This is a genomic window from Alphaproteobacteria bacterium, assembly GCA_037200005.1.
Lineage (GTDB): Bacteria > Pseudomonadota > Alphaproteobacteria > UBA9219 > RFNS01 > JBBCGY01.
The window spans coordinates 748,255-763,694 of sequence record JBBCGY010000001.1 but is presented as its reverse complement, the minus strand read 5'-3'; the positions used below and the strand labels follow the sequence as shown (position 1 = coordinate 763,694).

Sequence of the window (15,440 nt, the reverse complement as noted above, 5' to 3'; positions counted from 1 at the left end):
GCGAGTTGGACGAATTTCATGCCGCAAGCATAACAGAATGCGCGGGGCGCTTGTCAACATGAAATTGTCGCCGTCACAGTAAATCATGCAGCAGCGGCACAAGCGGCTTATCCGCCGGAAGCAGATCGTAATCCCTTAGTTCCTGCTTCGTCACCCAGGCCAGCCCCTGCCCTTCGCGAGGCTCCGGCGTTCCCTGCCATACGCGGCAGCCATAAAGCGGCATCAGCAGATGAAAATCGTCATAGCCGTGGCTCGCGAAAGTCAGCGGCGTGAAGCATCCCGGCGATGTCGCGATGCCAAGTTCCTCGCGCAGCTCGCGCACCAGCGCTTGCTCGGGCGCTTCGCCCGCATCGACCTTGCCGCCGGGAAATTCCCACAGGCCCGCGAATTTCTTTCCCGGCGGACGGCAAGTCAGCAGCAGCTTGCCGTCCGCATCGATCAGCACGGCGGCGGCGACCAGCAAGACAGGCCGCGCGGCGGTGACGAGCGGCATGGTGACATCGATGCAGGTCATGATCGCTCCCAAGAAAAAGGGCGGCTGTCGCCAGCCGCCCCCATGCATATTTTAGACTTCAAGAATTTACTGCTTCTTGGCAACCGCGTCGGACGGCGGCGGCATCGGCGTGCCGTCGAAATTGAAGCGTTCGACCTTCGCGTCCTTGACCATGTCCTGCACCACTTTGGCGGTGAGTTCCTGGCCCAATTGATTCTTGATCTGGTTGCGGACGGTGTCGATCGGCGGCGGCGAGGATTGGCGCTTGTCTTCCACCTTGATGACATGCCAGCCGAAATCGGTCTTGACCGGCTTGTCGCTGACCTGGCCCGGCTTCATGGCGAACGCCGCTTCGGCGAAAGGCTTCACCATGTCGGCCTTCGTGAAGTAACCGAGATCGCCGCCTTGCTTCTTCGAGCCGTCATCGACGGACTTGTCCATGGCGATCTTGGCGAAGTCGCCGCCGCCCTTGATTTCCTTAAGGACCGCGTTGGCTTCGCTTTCGGTCTTCACCAGGATATGGCGCGCCCGCATTTCATCGACGGGCTTGAAGGCTTTGACGAGCTCGTCATAGCGCGCCTTGATCTTCTCTTCGGTGATCATCGGCTCGACGGCCTGACGGATATAGGCCTGCGCCACGATTTCGCGTTCGGCGCGCTTCATTTGGTCTTTGACCTCGGCGCTGTCCTGCACGCCCTTGGCGTAACCCGCCGCCGACACGACTTTCGTGACGATGATGCGATCGAGCACCTGCGGGAAAACCATCTGCGGCGGCACTTGCGCGGCTTGAGGGCCGAGGCGCTGAATTTCCGTTATCACTTCCGAGCGCAAAATCGGCTTGCCGGCGATTTTGCCCACGACCGGATCCGCGCCTGCGGCAGCGTCCTGAGCATGAACGGGCAGCGCCAGCGCGGCGAGCGCCAAGGCCAGCGTCGCCATGTGAAGTTTCTTGGTCATTGTTCGTCCTTTCGAGTTTAAAACAGCCGGAAAGACCCGTTTAAGCGGGAATTGTGGCAGGATTAAGCACCGAATCACGGACTTGAGCAAGCGGCTTTACGCCAGGATTTTACTGAGCGCCTCGCGCACCTTGCCGCCCATGGCGGGGTGGGCAAGGGCAAAAGCGACATTGGCCTCGATAAAGCCGATTTTGTCGCCGCAGTCATAGCGCGTGCCTTCGAACCGCAGGCCGTGGAACGGCTGCTTGCCGATCAGCCTGGCCATGCTGTCGGTGAGCTGGATTTCTCCGCCCGCGCCGGTTTTGCGCTCGTCGAGATAGGTGAACACTTCCGGCTGAAGGATATAGCGGCCGATAACGGATAAGGTCGAGGGCGCGGCTTCCGGAGCAGGCTTCTCGACCAGTCCCTTGATCGAAGCGATCTTGCCGTCGTCCTTCTCGACATCGAGAATGCCGTAGCGGCTGGTATGCTCGCGCGGCACGTCGACCACGCCGACGACATTGCCGCCGAGCGTGTTGTAGCTCTCGATCATCTGCGCCAGACACGGACGATCCGCCAGCACGACATCGTCAGGAAGCAGGATGGCGAACGGCTCATCGCCGATTAAATGGCGCGCGCACCAGACCGCATGGCCGAGGCCCAGCGGCTCGCGCTGACGCGTCACCAGCAACTGCCCCGTCTCGATCTCCGCGGTTTCGAGGAGAGCCAGTTCGGCCTTCTTGTTGCCCCGCGCTTCAAGCGTGCGCTTCAAATCATTATGGCTGTCGAAATGATCCTCGAGCGCGCCTTTCCCCTTGCTGGTTACGAAAATGAACTGCTCGATTCCGGCGGCGCGGGCTTCATCGACCGCATGCTGGATCAGCGGGCGGTCGACCAGCGTCAGCATTTCCTTCGGTACGACCTTGGTGGCGGGAAGAAAGCGGGTGCCGAGACCGGCAACGGGAAATACGGCTTTGCGAACAGGTTTAATCATTGATTTTGATCCTCAAATTTGGTTTTCGATAAAAAATGCTGCGTCGCGGCAAAACCGCACTTAGGGCTTTTACTTTATCCCCGCCCCTATAATCAATATGAAAAATACTTTCAGCCCTAGACCGCCCCGGCAGGCATGGCGAGGGCGTCCTTGACCGCCGCGCAAATCTCTTCCATCGAAAACGGCTTGGCGATCACGCGATGGACCAGCGCGTCGAGGTTATGCGCCCGCATGCGCTCCTGGGCGTAGCCGGAAATCATGACGATGCGCAGGTCGGGAAACAGCCGGACGGCCTTGAGGGCCAGCGCGATGCCGTCCACGTTCGGCATGACGATATCCGTAACCAGAATGGCGAATTTTTCCCGCGCGAGAACGTCCAGCGCCTGCTGGCCGTCCGCCACCTGCGTCACTTGATAGCCCGCGCCGGCAAGAGAGCGCACGACGAACTCGCGCACCGAAGGATTATCTTCGGCCACCAGGACGGAAGGGCCGGCAGGTTTATTGGGAGTCATCGGTAAATCCATAGTCGAAATCGGCGATCATCTGGTCGGGATAAGGAACCGTCAGGCTGAATCCTTTTGTTTCGCCCGGCAACAGCTTGCCTGACTCCGGCGCGATCGTCCAGGCCAGGATTGGCTTGCCGCCGGGATCGGTAAACGGCTTGCCGGCGGTATCGAGCGCCGTCACGAAGATCGGCAAGGAGGGCAGCGGACGAGAACTCTTATTCACTATAACGCCCTCGATGCATAGCATGTCGCGTCCGGAAACAAGGCATTTTTCCGCCCGGGTCAATTGCAAGTCAAGCTCGAGCCCGGCCAGATCGTTGATCAGCCCTATGGCGGCATAGGCATGCGCAAGCGCGGGCACTCTGGCCACCAGCGGGTGGCGCGCCACGATCAAGATCAGGAGAATGGCGACCGTGAGCGCCCCGCAAGTGATCAAAGATTGCCCCCGCGTCAACCGGGGCAAAGGCGGCAGAGACGGCAACGCGGACCCGAAACGCAGAGGCATATCCTCCTCCGGCGGCGGCATGGGAATCGGCGGCGGCTCGAAAGCGGCAGGCGCGGAAACCTCGAAGGAATTCTCGAAAGAATCCCCGATGCCCGCTTCGCCCTCGGCGCCGGCCAGCCAGACATGGCCGCATTTGGCGCATCGCACCTGACGCGGCCCGCCCGCAAAAGCGCTGTCGGGAACGGAAAAACGCGTGCCGCATGAAGGACAGGTTTGAATCATAAGGATTTATCTATCGCAGTTCAAGGGTTGGCAGGCCGCGCTCCGAAATCTCAAGCTCTGTGCCGGTCGCGCCGCCCTGCAGCCTGCCCACCCTTGAGTTGCGATGACCATATATAGGAACGGCGGAGGTTTAACGCAAGCCGTACCCGAGTAATGATGCTTTTGCCTATCATAAATCATCGCTATGGTATCAGGATGTCCAAGAACGTCCTCGAACTTACCGATATCGGCCTGCGTTATCCGTCCGGCACCGAAGTGCTGCATGGGATCAGCTGCGCCTTTCCGGCAGGCAGTTTTCATTTTCTGACCGGCCCTTCGGGCGCGGGGAAATCGTCCCTATTGCGCCTATGCTATCTCGCCGAACGCCCGACCTCCGGAGGCCTGGCGTTATACGGGCAGGATATGAGCGAATTGCCGCGCGGCGAATGGGCGCGGCAGCGGCGGCGCATCGGCGTCGTGTTCCAGGATTTCCGCCTGATCCCGCATCTCACGGCGGCGGAGAATGTGGCGCTGCCCCTGCTCCTTGCCGGAGCGAAGCCCAAGGACGCGGCAAACCACGCGCGCGAGCTTCTTGCCTGGTCAGGCATCGGCGAACAGGCGGACGCCTATCCCGCCGCGCTTTCAGGCGGCCAGCAGCAGCGCGTCGCCATCGCGCGGGCGGTCATCAACCGCCCGGGACTCCTGTTCGCCGACGAGCCGACCGGCAATATCGACGAAGCCAGCGCCGAACGGGTCATGGCTTTATTCGTCGAACTGAACAAAATGGGCACGACCGTCATCCTCGCCACGCATGACAGGACTTTGGTGAAGCATTACGGCTTTCCCAGTCTTCACATTCGCGGCGGCAAGCTGCATCCGACCTTACGCGAGGCCGCCGAATGAGCGTGCAGCTTGACCGCGCCCTGATCCGCGATCCTTTCACCTGGCCGCTGCGGCTTATGATCGCCGTGATCGTATTCGTCGCCGGAACCGGCCTTATGGCCGCCTGGACACTGACAATGGCCGCCGCCGAATTCGACCGCGGACTCAGCGGCCAGCTTACGGTCGAGCTTCCGCCCGCCGATAACGGCAAGCCCGATCCGGCGCGCGCGGCCGCCTTGCTGAAAGATATCGCCTCGGCGCCCGGCGTCATGTCGGCCGCGCCCCTGACGCAAGCGCAGATGACGCAATTGCTGCGGCCCTGGCTCGGCAAGGATGCGTCCCTCGAAGCCTTGCCGCTGCCGCAATTGATCGACGTGCGGGTGCAGGATAGCGCGGCGTCCGCCGATCTTGCCGCGCTGCTCGCGAAGAAATATCCCGAGGCCGGCGTCAATGATCACCGGCTTTGGGTCGAGCGCCTGGCCGCGATGGTGGAGCGCGCCGCCGCGCTGCTGTTCGCCATCGTCCTCGCCCTGCTCGCGGCGCTGGGCGGAACCGTGATGTTCGCATGCCGCGCGGGCCTTGCCGTGCATAAGCCGATTGTCGAACTGCTGCATGTCATCGGCGCGCCGGACGCGCATATCTGCCGCCAGATGCGGCTGTATGCCTGGCGGCTGGTCTGGCCGGCCAGCTTGCTCGGGCTTGCCGCTTGCGTTTTGGCCGCCGCCGCCCTCGCCGCCTCGATGCGGGAATTGCAATTCGCGAATTCGTCCGGAACCATGACGACATTCTGGGCCGGAAACGCCATTCTCGCCGCGCTGCTGCCGCTGATGGCGGTGATGTTCGCATGGCTTGGCGCGCATAGCGCGACGCGCCGGATTTTGCTGGCGATGCCATGATCAAGCGCGCGCTGATTTTGATCGCCGTTCTGGGCGTCATATGGCTCACCGGCCTTGTCGTCTTCGTCGGCTATGTGGACGCCATGCACGAAACGGACGGCGGCGAAGCGGTGGACGCCATCGTCGTGCTGACCGGCGGCAGCGAGCGCGTCGCCACGGGCGTCGATCTGCTGCGGCGCGGCCTTGGCAAAAAATTATTTATCTCCGGCGTCGCGCCCGGCGTGGAGCCGGACAAGATTCTCAATGACAGCGCGCTCGCCCCCGAACAAAAATCCTGCTGCGTGATCCTGGGCTACCGGGCGGACGACACCATTGGCAATGCCGAGGAAACGCTGCAATGGCTGCGGCGGGAGAACTACCGCTCGATGCGGCTCGTCACCGCCCACTATCACATGCTGCGCAGCCTGCTCGAATTCCGGATGCTGGATTCCGGAGTCAGGATCATTCCCCATCCCGTCGCCCCCGTCCGCGTGCAGCTCGACGGCTGGTGGGCGCGCGGCGGCACGGCGCGTCTGCTGATGACCGAGTATAACAAGCTGATCGTAACCATGGCCCGCACCATCGTCTATGGCGTACTCAAATGATTTTCTGCCGCAATCTGTGTTTTCAAATATTATTTTTCCTGTGGAATTTCATTCTGGCGATCGTCTTCCTGTGGGTTCTCCTGCTGCCGCGCCGATGCCTGTTCGCGCTGGTGGGCATATATCTCGGCGGCATATCGTTTTTGATGCGCGCCGTCGCGGGCGTGAGTTTCCGCGTTCTGGGACAAGAGAACCTGCCCGCGGCTCCATGCATCATCGCGGCCAAGCATCTCGCGCCGTGGGAGACGATGATCCTGCCGCGACTCGGCAAATCGCCCGCCATCGTGCTGAAACGCGAATTGATGTGGCTGCCGCTATGGGGCTGGTATGCATGGAAATACGGCAATGTGCCGGTCGATCGCGGCGCGGGCGCGAAAGCCATGCGGAAAATGATCCACGCCGCGCGCGGCGTCATCAAGGACGGGCGCGACCTGATGATTTTTCCGCAAGGCACCCGGCTGGAACCGGGAGAATGGAAACCCTATAAGACGGGCGTGGCGGCGCTCTACCAGGCGCTTGGCGCGCCGGTGCTGCCGGTGGCGCTCAATTCCGGAATTTACTGGAGCCGGGGCGGAAAGCTCAAGCGCACCGGAACGGTCACGATTGAATTCCTGCCCGTCATCCCGCCCGGCCTGCCCCGCGCGGAAATGATGCGGCAACTGCAAGACGCTATCGAAACCGCCACCAACCGGCTTGTCGTGGCCGAAGGCGGTATGGCAGTCCCTGCGCCGGATCAAACAACGGCCATTGCGCATTAAGGTTAACGGGGCTTTTCATTTTTACTTTCGCGAACCGGGGGCTATACCTTGCGGGAACCCCACTCATTAAAGATATTTGATCCGCCATGTGTTCGATTGCCGGCCTGATTGCCAAAGACGCATCGCTGAATGCCGAAGCCGGTCCGGAAATCGCCCGGCTTCTTGACGGCATGCATCATCGCGGCCCCGACGCGCGCGGCGTCAAGCGCTGCTCCGAGCGCGTGATGCTGGGCAGCAACCGACTGCGTATTACCGACGCTTTCAATCCGCAGGCCGACATGCCGATGACGTCCGCCGACGGCAATCTCACGATCGTTTTCAACGGCGAGATTTACAACCACCGGGAATTGCGCCGCGAACTCCAGGATTATCCATTCCGCACGCAATCCGATACCGAAGTTCTGCTGGCCGCCTATCGGAAATGGGGGAAAGGATGTCTCGACCGGCTTGAAGGCATGTACGCGTTCTGCATTCATGACGCGCGGGCGGATACCAGCCTGATTGCCTGCGACCCTACCGGCCAGAAGACCGCTTATATATATGAAGACAAGGACGCCATTGTCTTTGCTTCCGAAATCGATCCGCTGATCGCCAGCCCCTTCCGCCACAAGGATTGGGATCTTGACGGGCTTTCCGAATTCGTGGCCCACCGCTTCATTCTCGGCAGCCAGACCCATATCCGGCAGATCCGCAAACTCGAATCCGGCACCTGCCTGACGATTTCGCCGGAAGGGCAGAAGACGGAACGCTTCTATAAAGTGCCTGTCGGCGATCAGGCCCGGCACGATGCCGACCGGATAGGCGACGACATCGCACATGCCGTCACGCAAGGCTGCCGCCGCACTTTCGATCTCGAGGTGCCCTATGCGCTGCTTTTAAGCGGCGGCATCGATTCAACGGCGGTCCTGGCGGAAGCGCGTCGCCATGGCCTCGCCCTCCAAACCTTCTCGATCGGCTTCCAGCCCGCAGGTTCCATTCTTAAAGAGGCCGGCAGCGTGTTCGACGAATTTGAATATTCGCGCATGCTGGCCAGCCAATATCATACGCGCCATGAGGAAATCACGCTAACCGCCGCCGATTATTGCAATTATCTCGACAAATGGGCGTCCATAGCCGGAGAGCCCATGGGATCGCAGGAAGCGCCTTGCCTCATCAAGCTGTTCGAGCATGCCGGGCGGCAGGCGAAGGTGGTTTTCAGCGGCAGCGGGCCGGACGAGCTGTTCGACGGCTATTCCTACGGCAAGAAGCTTGCCGGGATCCCATTGAGCGGCTTACCCGAGCAATATTTCGACAGCTTCCGCTGGACGGGCGATACCGATCTCAGCCGCCTGATGCCAAACCACGATTCCAGGAAAATCGCGACCGGAAAATACCGGGATACGCTCTCGTTATATGAAGGGCAGATCGACGATCCGCTGCAAGCGGTGCAGCTGGTTCATTTCCATGGCAGGCTGAATGTTTATGAGTTCCGGCAAATGGATCTCATCAGCATGCGCCATAGCGTCGAAGCCCGCGCGCCGCTTGCCGATACCGGACTTGTCGCCCGCGCTTTCGATTTCGACCCCGCGCTCAAACAGCGCCATGGGGAGGAAAAAGGCATATACAAGCACGCCTTGAGAAACCTCGTGCCCGCCGTTATTGGCGCCCGCAAGAAGCAGGGCTTCCCAATCCCCGCAGAGATGTGGCGCTCCGCCGCCTTTGAAGAGCGCGCGCGAATTCTGTTCGAGCCCGGCGCCGTGCTCACGGGAACCGGCCTGATCGATAAAGCCTATCTGCATGATTTGTGGGAGTCGCCGGATCATGCGACGCGCAATATTTTCTCGCGTCTCTATACCGCCGAGAGTATTTTGCGCCGGCAAGCGCCTCTTCTCGAGCCCGTGCTGGCGGCGGTTCCGGGCCTCCCCTCAAGGTGGTCTTTACCGAGCCTGATCCCATGAAACGGCTTGCGCCCGCCAGCGGTTATATTGAATCATGAAAGCCATTCCTGCCATTCTGCTGCAAGGCCATGGCGTCGCGTCGGGGCGGTCGTCGAATGACCGGCGCTTTCCGCAGGGCACTATCAAAATGCAGCAGCCTTTCTTCAAGGCGCTCGGGCTGGATTTCGACGAATATTTCGGCGGCGATTATGTCAGCGGCACGCTCAATCTTTCCATCGCGCCGATGACCTATGATATTCTGAAGCCTGAATATTTCTTCAAGAACGTAGCCTGGACGGATATTTTTCCCGCCGAGAATTTTTTCATGAGCGCCGCGCATATTCATTATCAGGGCCAAGCATATCGAGCGCTGCTTTATATACCCGATCCCGCCACCAAGCCCGACCATTTCCAGGCTCCGTCCACCATCGAAGCCATTGCGCAGACCATCCCCGGCATCGAATATGGCCACGGCCTGTCCCTGGCCTACAATCCCAGCGCTATCGCCCTTCGCGATGCCTGATCGCTCTATATCTCCGTAATCACCACGCGCTTGATGACTTTTTCGAGAATGCCGGGCGTGATGACGCGCGTCGGCGTCTGCCTGGTGCGCTGGCGATACAGCGCCGCCGTCTGGCATAAGGCCGTGATGTCTTCGATTTCCGCCGGGTTGGTTACGGCGTCGAGAACGCGCGCGATGAAATCCGTTTCGGTCATATCCTGCAATTGATCGCCTTCCTTGAGCGCCTGGCCGAGATAATGCCGCGCGACGGCGTCGAGCATATGCTTGACCTCCTCGCTTCGCTGCAGCGACTTCGGCGTCGCGACCGGCGTTCCCGGCATCGGCAGCACGGTGCCGAACAGATTGTCGATCTCGTTGCCGTGTTCGTAATGGATGGCGGTGCCGACGACCAGGACATTGGCGCGTCCGGTCGCGGTTTCGATCAGCGCGTCGAGCTCGGTGAGCAACTCCTCGTCTTCCTTCGGGTCGATCAGATCGAGGCGCGGCAGCAGCAGCATGATCTTGTCATGGCCTTTTTTCTGGATGATCCGCTTGGCGGCAGCCAGCGCGTCGCCGTTGCGGGGATTATGAACGATCAACAAGCGGTTCATCGCCGCATCGATGGCGATCCGCTTGGCGAGCGTTTTCTTGCCCGACAGCGGCGGGCCGATAATCAGGATTTCATTGCCGACCCTCAGCTTGCTATAGGGGCCGGGATGCCTGGCGCGGTCGATCAGATCGGCGATATCTTGCAGCAAATCGTCGCAGCCGGCCAGTGGCGCGCGGATATCCTTGACTTCCAATTCTTCCAGACTGAGGGCGATCCGCTCCTTGCGCTTCGAGCGCTCGAATAGAAATTCGAGCAGCATCGGCATGGTTGTTCCCGCGCCGATCAGCACACCGATGGCGATGCCCGCCTCCGCCAGCAAGGTCATATTCTCGATATTCATATGTTTCTCTTCAGCAAAATCAATAAGTTACCCTCTAGCTTAGGCCAAATAGAGGAAATCGGCAAATCCGGGCGTTTTGCCGAATTATTGCCGCGCCGCCGCCATGATCTTGCCACACCCCGGCCCTACCCTGATTTTCGCGGGTGATTTTCACCGCTTAACCTAAGGAGATGACAATGATACGCCGTTTTGCTGTTTTGGGACTGGTCGCTGCGGCAGTGATGGCCGCGCCCGCTCCAGCCAGGGCGGACGGAATTCTCGATGTCGGCACCCTTGTCGGCGCCGGGCTGGGCGGCCTTGTCGGCAACCAGATCGGCCACGGCACCGGCAAAAGCGTCGCGACCGCCGTGGGTGTGATCGCCGGCGGCGTCATCGGCCATCATGTCGACAGAACATGGGACGGCAATGGAAGCGGCGGCGTTCAGCGGACTTATTATCAGCCGCAGCAGACAGTCTATTATAACAGCGGCTACACTCCCAACTATGTCGCGCAGCCCGCGGCTCCGGTGAATGTGGTGTATACATCCACCTATTATGGCGGGCGTGGCCACAGGCATCGCGGCTATCGCGCGCTGGAGGTGCAGCAGGTTTACGCGCCGCAGCAAGTTTATGCGCCGCAGCCTTCCTACCTCGAGGTCAATCAGCAGTCGGCCGATTACTGCCGCGAATATACCCAGCGCGCGGTCGTCGGCGGCCAGGTGCGGGAAACTTACGGCACGGCATGCCTGCAGCCCGACGGAAGCTGGAAAATCACCCAATAAACTCCCATAGAAATTTCCCAGCCATCAATCATGGCCTTAAGGGAAATCGCCCCCGGAGCCGCCGGATGTACGCGGCTCCGGGGTTTTGTTTTTGCCAGGGTTTTGTTTTTTGACGGATGGATTATAGTCGTGCTTCCGCAATCATTTCCGGAAGCCCCATGACCTACGATCCGAACAACATCTTCGCCAAAATCCTGCGCGGGGAAATTCCGTGCAAAAAAATCCATGAAAACGACCATGCGCTGGCGTTTCATGACATTCATCCCAAAGCGCCTATCCATGTGCTGGTCATTCCCAAAGGGCCTTATGTGACGCTGGACGATTTCAGCGCGAATGCTACCACAGCCGAGATCGAGGGATTCTGGCGCGCGGTCGGCTTTGTGGCCAAGGAATCCGGCGCGGCGGCGGAAGGCTGGCGGCTGATCGCCAACAACGGCGCGAACGCGCACCAGGAAGTGCCGCACTTCCATATTCATATCCTCGCGGGACGGGCGCTCGGCCCGATGCTGTCGCGAAGCGATTAGCTAAGAGTCTGTTCAGAATCTTGTCAGACTCTAAGGCCGCGCGCCGATCATGTCCGCCGTCCATTCGCGAACGCCGCCGAGGTCGAGGTCGTACGTCACGTCAGGCTCCGCATGGCCGGGCACGCGCACGGCAATTCTCACCATGTAATCCATGCCGTGATATGAATCGGGCACGGAGATGCGCCAAACGGGGCTTCTGTCCCAATCGCGGCTGGCGAGCGTCTGGCCGCGATCGATGATTTCATAGCGGAATTCGAGGCGGTCATCGGCGTTAAGGCCGGGCAAGGTTTCGGAGAAATCGACGAAGAGCTTGCCCTCGCCTACGGATGCCTTGACGAAGAACAGCAGATAGCGGTTACGGTCGGGCCATCGCCGCTCGACGCCGTTGCCAAGCGCGAAGACGCCTTCATTGCTCCATCCGCGCATTTTGCCTATGAAGCTCAAACCGGACGTCGGCTTGTGCGGCACATAGACCGGCGCGAAGCCCCAGTGCTGGGCTCCCGGCGCGGCATAGACGACGAGCGTCTGCTCCGGATCGGGCACCGCCTCGTGCGGGCCGTAATAGAAGGCATGCGGATTGTGGTGCATGAAGCCGAAATAGGACAGACCCCAGCGCGTGAAGACGATGCGGATTTTCTTGGCGGCTTCGAGTTCGCCGATGACGCTCTGCTCCATCAACTCCCAATCGTAAGGCAGCCGGGCCGAGGTCATCAACCGGGGAACATTGCGGAATTCATTATACAGATAGGTATTCGCGTCGATGACGATGTGGGTGACAAGCACGAAACCGGCCACAGCCCACCGCAGGCGATTGAGCCATGCCCGGTCGATTTTCAGAAAAGCGAAGGCCAGCGCCGGCGCGGCGACGATCAGGTAATACGCCAGATAGGTCGGCGTGCCCTCCATATAGAGCGTGCTGGCGCACCATGTCAGCATCCAGATGAAAGGCGACAGCGCCAGCAGCATCCACCAGCCGCGCCAGGGCAGCGCTTTCGTCCAGGCGATTTGAATCCAGGCGAATGGCGCGATCAGATATATGAACCCCGCCCACAGGCTGTATTCCAGATAGGCCGGCGATACCGGCAAAGTGACCCCGGTGAATTTATATTGCAGATGGTAATCGGCGCGGTCGGCGCTGAGAAACGGCTGGATCAGAGGCCGGAAAAAATCATTGAGCGCGTTATGAAACGCGAAGCGGTCGTCGCCGTCCGGCGCGCCATAGAGATCGGCGACCGGGGCCACGAACATCTGCGCGAAATAAATCAGCGTATTCTGCAGCGCGACATGCAGCTTGCCGCGAGTATTGAAAAATGCGTCGGCGAATTCATCGGCGAAATAAAACTTTCCCGACGAAATCTTATTATAGACGAGAAACGGCAGGATCGTGACGGCAAGCAAAGCAAGGGACGCCGCCGCTCCCCTCCAGCCGGCACACCGCCCTATGCGTTTCGCGGTTTGGGGATGCCGCCATGCGCCATAGATCATCATGGCCAGCGCCACCGCGAGCACCGGTAGGTAAAACACCACATGCAGCTTGGTGCCTATGCCGATGCCGGCCGCGCATACGCCGAGCAGCAGATAGATATTCTGATCCGCCTGCAGCCAGCGGAACAGGAAATAAACCGCCAGCAGCAAAGCGCCGCCCGCCAGAATCTCGTCATTCGTCGCGGCGGCCTGCACCAGGACATTGGGCGTCAGCGCGGCGAGCGCGGTCGCCAGCAGCGCGATCGTCCGTCCCGCGCCGAGCGTCCGCGCGAACCGGTAACAGACCAGCGCGATGGCAAGCCAGGCGATATAGGTCGGCGCGTTATGGAACGTGCCCGGCAGGCCATACACCACCAGCGGCACATAAAGCGCCGTGCCGTTCAGCGGATAGAATATCGTGCGCCGGTCGAAGGCATCGAAAGGATGCAGGAAGCCGCCATGGCTGACATACCAGAAGGCGCGCGGCAGCCGGTAGGATACGGAATCCGCGTTGCCAGCGTAATTATGCAGCACCAAAATCAAGCTGCATGCGGCCGCGACGGCAAGCAGCGCAAGCAGGGCGCGCCCGAGATATTTTTCGGTTTTCGGATTGCCGAAGCTATAAAAAGGAAGAGCGGGCGCGTCCCAGACCGGGCGCGGCACGCTGTTCACCGGAGCAAGCCGCGCAAAGCTCCACATCGCGCCGGAAAGCATAAGCAGCGAGACGCCGCAATAGAGAACCGGATTGTTAAGCTCGCCGAAAATGGTGAGGACGTGGCCGGTCAGGATCAGGGCGAACCATATGAATACGAACCAGACAAGCGGCTGTTCGCAGCGCGGTATCTGCTGCGCTTTCTCGCGCCGCGCCGTCCAGGCCGCCGCGAGCGCGCATAATCCGATAAAGTTCAGCCAGCCGAGAAGCATTCCGATTCACTCATTGTCCCTGAAGTCACATAGCCAATATGCGCGGCCATGGCTACTTCGAGTTTTCCACCCGCTTATCTAGCCGCTCATCGTCGAGGCCCGCCGGTTCCTGATGGATCAAGATTTCCGCCCCCGGAAAAGAGGAGCGTAGCTGCCGCTCGATGGCGTCGGCGATGTCATGCGCGGCGGTCAAAGTCAAACTGCCATCCAGCTCCAGATGGAACTCGATGAATTTCCTGTCGCCGTCGCTGCGGGTGCGCAGATCATGCATTCCGCGCACCTGCGGATGGCCGCGCACCAGCGCGCTTAGCTGCGTCCGCTCGCTTTCGGGAAGTTCGCGGTCGAGCAGAACCGATAAAGCGGCGCGGGCGATTCTCGCCGCGCCGCCGATCAGGATCGCGGCGATCAGCAACGCGAAAGCCGGATCGAACAGCCCGCTGCCCGTCACGTCGCCGAGAATGAGCGCCACGATAACCGCGACATTGGTGAGCAGATCGCCGCGATAATGCATCCGGTCGGCGCTGATCGCCATCGAGCCCGTGCGGCGCACCACGAAATTCTGGAACAAAACCAGCAGCAGCGTCAGCAGGATCGCCAGCGCCATGACGCCGTATCCAACCGGGAGATCCGTGGGAACGCTGGGTTCCAGAAGGCGATGCAGGGATTCATATCCCAGCAGCACCGACGAGCCGGTAATGAAGGCCGCCTGCGCCAATGCCGCTAAAGGCTCCGCCTTGCCGTAACCGTAGCGATGCTTGCGGTCGGGCGGGCGCAAGGCGCTGGCGACGCCCCAGAATGTCACCAGCGACGCCAGCAGATCGACCGTGGAGTCGATGAGCGACGACAGCACCGCCACCGAGTTGGTGAGAATATAGGCCGTAAGCTTGGCGGCGATCAAAATGACCGCCACGCTTATGCTGGCATGGGTTGCCCAGCGCCGAAGCCGTCCGTTGTCCTGTTCTTCCGTCATCCGTTTTCCGATTATGGGTAAAGCCGCATCGCCGTCCAGCTTCCGTCCGCCTGGCGCGTATAGGCAAGACGGTCGTGAAGGCGATGCGGACGGAGACTCCAAAACTCGATCATGCGGGGGCGCAGCAGGAAACCGCCCCAATGAGGAGGGCGCGGCACCTCGCCGGGAAATCTGGCGGCGAACGAGGCGACGCGCGCCTCAAGCTCGTCCCGGTGCGCCAGCGGCCGCGATTGCAGCGATGCCCAGGCGCTCAATCGGCTGTCGCGAGTCCGGCTCGCGAAATAGGCGTCGCTTTCCGCTTCCGTGGCGGCAACGACATCGCCTTCGATGCGAATTTGCCGCGACAGCGATTTCCAGTGCATGCATAAAGCCGCCTGAGGATGCTCGCCGAGATGATCGGCCTTGCGGCTCGCGTAATTGGTGAAGAAGGTAAAGCCGCGTTCGCTGAAATCCTTGACCAGCACCATGCGCACGGCGGGCATGCCGTCCGCGCCGACGGTAGCAAGAGCCGCCGCGTTCGGATCGTTCGGCTCGGCTTTAACGGCATCTTCATACCATTGCCTGAAAAGCCCGAAAGGATCGCCCGGCGGCCCGAAATCGTCCGCCTTATGTCTTGCATCCTCTGTCATTTGCTACCCGGCCTTCGCCATAGTTGCGCCAAATTTAGGAATTACGCTA

17 protein-coding genes are annotated in these 15,440 nt (G+C 60.7%); 8 read left to right on the top strand and 9 right to left on the bottom strand.

Annotated features, from left to right (window positions below; genetic code table 11):
- Nucleotides 1-73: 73 nt before the first annotated feature.
- From WDO70_03875 to WDO70_03855, 5 genes are all read right to left on the bottom strand, one after another.
- Nucleotides 74-514: a (deoxy)nucleoside triphosphate pyrophosphohydrolase gene (locus WDO70_03875; GenBank protein ID MEJ0062346.1), complete on the bottom strand. Its 441-nt coding sequence runs from the start codon at nt 512-514 to the stop codon at nt 74-76.
- A 66-nt stretch (nt 515-580) separates the two neighbouring features.
- Nucleotides 581-1,450, bottom strand: coding sequence for a peptidylprolyl isomerase (locus WDO70_03870; GenBank protein MEJ0062345.1), 870 nt, complete (start codon nt 1,448-1,450; stop codon nt 581-583).
- A gap of 96 nt (nt 1,451-1,546) precedes the next feature.
- A complete protein-coding gene (locus tag WDO70_03865; GenBank protein ID MEJ0062344.1) occupies nt 1,547-2,422 on the bottom strand; it encodes a UTP--glucose-1-phosphate uridylyltransferase in 876 nt (291 codons plus the stop codon).
- Between the two features lie 116 nt (nt 2,423-2,538).
- Nucleotides 2,539-2,934, bottom strand: a complete 396-nt coding sequence (locus WDO70_03860) for a response regulator (protein MEJ0062343.1) — start codon at nt 2,932-2,934, stop codon at nt 2,539-2,541.
- Nucleotides 2,921-3,655, bottom strand: coding sequence for a zinc-ribbon domain-containing protein (locus tag WDO70_03855; GenBank protein ID MEJ0062342.1), 735 nt, complete (start codon nt 3,653-3,655; stop codon nt 2,921-2,923). The genes WDO70_03860 and WDO70_03855 overlap by 14 nt, the downstream gene beginning before the upstream one ends.
- Before the next feature lie 195 nt (nt 3,656-3,850).
- On the opposite strand from WDO70_03855, the gene WDO70_03850 reads away from it, so the two are divergent.
- The 6 genes from WDO70_03850 to WDO70_03825 all read left to right on the top strand — a co-directional run bounded on the left by WDO70_03850 (nt 3,851) and on the right by WDO70_03825 (nt 9,190).
- Complete coding sequence (locus tag WDO70_03850; protein ID MEJ0062341.1) at nt 3,851-4,537, top strand: ATP-binding cassette domain-containing protein; 687 nt, start codon at nt 3,851-3,853, stop codon at nt 4,535-4,537.
- On the top strand, nt 4,534-5,412 hold the full coding sequence (locus WDO70_03845; GenBank protein ID MEJ0062340.1) for a hypothetical protein: 879 nt from the start codon (nt 4,534-4,536) through the stop codon (nt 5,410-5,412). The genes WDO70_03850 and WDO70_03845 overlap by 4 nt, the downstream gene beginning before the upstream one ends.
- Nucleotides 5,409-5,996: a YdcF family protein gene (locus WDO70_03840; GenBank protein MEJ0062339.1), complete on the top strand. Its 588-nt coding sequence runs from the start codon at nt 5,409-5,411 to the stop codon at nt 5,994-5,996. The genes WDO70_03845 and WDO70_03840 overlap by 4 nt, the downstream gene beginning before the upstream one ends.
- Nucleotides 5,993-6,751 (top strand): lysophospholipid acyltransferase family protein, encoded by a 759-nt coding sequence (locus WDO70_03835; GenBank protein MEJ0062338.1) that lies wholly within the window; start codon nt 5,993-5,995, stop codon nt 6,749-6,751. Before WDO70_03840 ends, WDO70_03835 begins: the two co-directional genes overlap by 4 nt.
- Before the next feature lie 86 nt (nt 6,752-6,837).
- Nucleotides 6,838-8,688 (top strand): asparagine synthase (glutamine-hydrolyzing), encoded by a 1,851-nt coding sequence (gene asnB, locus WDO70_03830; GenBank protein MEJ0062337.1) that lies wholly within the window; start codon nt 6,838-6,840, stop codon nt 8,686-8,688.
- Between the two features lie 34 nt (nt 8,689-8,722).
- On the top strand, nt 8,723-9,190 hold the full coding sequence (locus WDO70_03825) for a hypothetical protein (protein MEJ0062336.1): 468 nt from the start codon (nt 8,723-8,725) through the stop codon (nt 9,188-9,190).
- A gap of 5 nt (nt 9,191-9,195) precedes the next feature.
- On the opposite strand, the gene WDO70_03820 is transcribed toward WDO70_03825, so the two are convergent.
- Nucleotides 9,196-10,119: a hypothetical protein gene (locus tag WDO70_03820; protein MEJ0062335.1), complete on the bottom strand. Its 924-nt coding sequence runs from the start codon at nt 10,117-10,119 to the stop codon at nt 9,196-9,198.
- A gap of 176 nt (nt 10,120-10,295) precedes the next feature.
- On the opposite strand from WDO70_03820, the gene WDO70_03815 reads away from it, so the two are divergent.
- Nucleotides 10,296-10,880, top strand: a complete 585-nt coding sequence (locus tag WDO70_03815) for a glycine zipper 2TM domain-containing protein (GenBank protein ID MEJ0062334.1) — start codon at nt 10,296-10,298, stop codon at nt 10,878-10,880.
- Between the two features lie 158 nt (nt 10,881-11,038).
- Complete coding sequence (locus WDO70_03810; GenBank protein ID MEJ0062333.1) at nt 11,039-11,404, top strand: histidine triad nucleotide-binding protein; 366 nt, start codon at nt 11,039-11,041, stop codon at nt 11,402-11,404.
- 30 nt (nt 11,405-11,434) lie between these two features.
- Here the strand turns inward: WDO70_03810 and WDO70_03805 are convergent, their stop codons facing one another.
- Genes WDO70_03805 through pdxH form a run of 3 tightly spaced genes read right to left on the bottom strand, consistent with a single transcriptional unit; the run spans nt 11,435 to nt 15,391 of the window.
- Nucleotides 11,435-13,792, bottom strand: coding sequence for a glycosyltransferase family 39 protein (locus WDO70_03805; GenBank protein ID MEJ0062332.1), 2,358 nt, complete (start codon nt 13,790-13,792; stop codon nt 11,435-11,437).
- Nucleotides 13,793-13,844: 52 nt separating this feature from the next.
- Nucleotides 13,845-14,762, bottom strand: coding sequence for a cation diffusion facilitator family transporter (locus tag WDO70_03800; protein MEJ0062331.1), 918 nt, complete (start codon nt 14,760-14,762; stop codon nt 13,845-13,847).
- An 11-nt stretch (nt 14,763-14,773) separates the two neighbouring features.
- A complete protein-coding gene (gene pdxH / locus WDO70_03795) occupies nt 14,774-15,391 on the bottom strand; it encodes a pyridoxamine 5'-phosphate oxidase (protein ID MEJ0062330.1) in 618 nt (205 codons plus the stop codon).
- Between the last annotated feature and the right edge of the window lie 49 nt (nt 15,392-15,440).

What these genes read in the sequence shown, in the direction of transcription:
- WDO70_03850 (MEJ0062341.1), top strand. Translation starts at nt 3,851, where the DNA reads ATGTCCAAGAACGTCCTCGAACTTACCGATATCGGCCTGCGTTATCCG.
- WDO70_03875 (MEJ0062346.1), bottom strand. Translation starts at nt 514, where the DNA reads ATGACCTGCATCGATGTCACCATGCCGCTCGTCACCGCCGCGCGGCCT.
- WDO70_03810 (MEJ0062333.1), top strand. Translation starts at nt 11,039, where the DNA reads ATGACCTACGATCCGAACAACATCTTCGCCAAAATCCTGCGCGGGGAA.
- WDO70_03845 (MEJ0062340.1), top strand. Translation starts at nt 4,534, where the DNA reads ATGAGCGTGCAGCTTGACCGCGCCCTGATCCGCGATCCTTTCACCTGG.
- WDO70_03800 (MEJ0062331.1), bottom strand. Translation starts at nt 14,762, where the DNA reads ATGACGGAAGAACAGGACAACGGACGGCTTCGGCGCTGGGCAACCCAT.
- WDO70_03870 (MEJ0062345.1), bottom strand. Translation starts at nt 1,450, where the DNA reads ATGACCAAGAAACTTCACATGGCGACGCTGGCCTTGGCGCTCGCCGCG.
- WDO70_03855 (MEJ0062342.1), bottom strand. Translation starts at nt 3,655, where the DNA reads ATGATTCAAACCTGTCCTTCATGCGGCACGCGTTTTTCCGTTCCCGAC.
- WDO70_03820 (MEJ0062335.1), bottom strand. Translation starts at nt 10,119, where the DNA reads ATGAATATCGAGAATATGACCTTGCTGGCGGAGGCGGGCATCGCCATC.
- asnB (MEJ0062337.1), top strand. Translation starts at nt 6,838, where the DNA reads ATGTGTTCGATTGCCGGCCTGATTGCCAAAGACGCATCGCTGAATGCC.
- WDO70_03835 (MEJ0062338.1), top strand. Translation starts at nt 5,993, where the DNA reads ATGATTTTCTGCCGCAATCTGTGTTTTCAAATATTATTTTTCCTGTGG.
- WDO70_03860 (MEJ0062343.1), bottom strand. Translation starts at nt 2,934, where the DNA reads ATGACTCCCAATAAACCTGCCGGCCCTTCCGTCCTGGTGGCCGAAGAT.
- WDO70_03815 (MEJ0062334.1), top strand. Translation starts at nt 10,296, where the DNA reads ATGATACGCCGTTTTGCTGTTTTGGGACTGGTCGCTGCGGCAGTGATG.
- WDO70_03825 (MEJ0062336.1), top strand. Translation starts at nt 8,723, where the DNA reads ATGAAAGCCATTCCTGCCATTCTGCTGCAAGGCCATGGCGTCGCGTCG.
- WDO70_03865 (MEJ0062344.1), bottom strand. Translation starts at nt 2,422, where the DNA reads ATGATTAAACCTGTTCGCAAAGCCGTATTTCCCGTTGCCGGTCTCGGC.
- pdxH (MEJ0062330.1), bottom strand. Translation starts at nt 15,391, where the DNA reads ATGACAGAGGATGCAAGACATAAGGCGGACGATTTCGGGCCGCCGGGC.
- WDO70_03805 (MEJ0062332.1), bottom strand. Translation starts at nt 13,792, where the DNA reads ATGCTTCTCGGCTGGCTGAACTTTATCGGATTATGCGCGCTCGCGGCG.
- WDO70_03840 (MEJ0062339.1), top strand. Translation starts at nt 5,409, where the DNA reads ATGATCAAGCGCGCGCTGATTTTGATCGCCGTTCTGGGCGTCATATGG.